Origin of the sequence: Chromohalobacter sp. HP20-39, from assembly GCF_033052815.1 — a bacterium.
Taxonomy (GTDB): Bacteria; Pseudomonadota; Gammaproteobacteria; order Pseudomonadales; family Halomonadaceae; genus Chromohalobacter.
Map to the genome: position 1 here is coordinate 1 of NZ_JAWHTP010000825.1, position 259 is coordinate 259.

A 259-nucleotide genomic window follows, 5' to 3' on the forward strand; every position below is an offset into this window, starting at 1 on the left:
CATCGGCGTTTGGCCTCCAGTCCACACCCACCTTGGGTTCGCAAGGCGGTATTTCGACACTTGCCAATGCCAACCGCCCTGAGGTCGGGACGCTGAATATTTCGCCGCTCTGGCGTGCCAACCTCGGCAGCCTCGCCCGACTCGACCTGCGCGGCAACTTCACTCGCACCGAGGTGCGCGGCTCCAGCCTGGGCGACAGCCGGGGCACCGGTGGTTCGCTGCGCCTCAGCGGCCTCGGTGGCGGGCCCCTGGAATGGTG

Annotated in this window: 1 protein-coding gene; it reads left to right on the plus strand. The window is 68.0% G+C overall.

Annotation, left to right across the window (positions count from 1 at the left end; translation table 11 throughout):
• Window positions 1–259: hypothetical protein (locus RVY79_RS20265; RefSeq protein WP_317466379.1), on the plus strand; the 259-nt coding region annotated here is incomplete at both ends.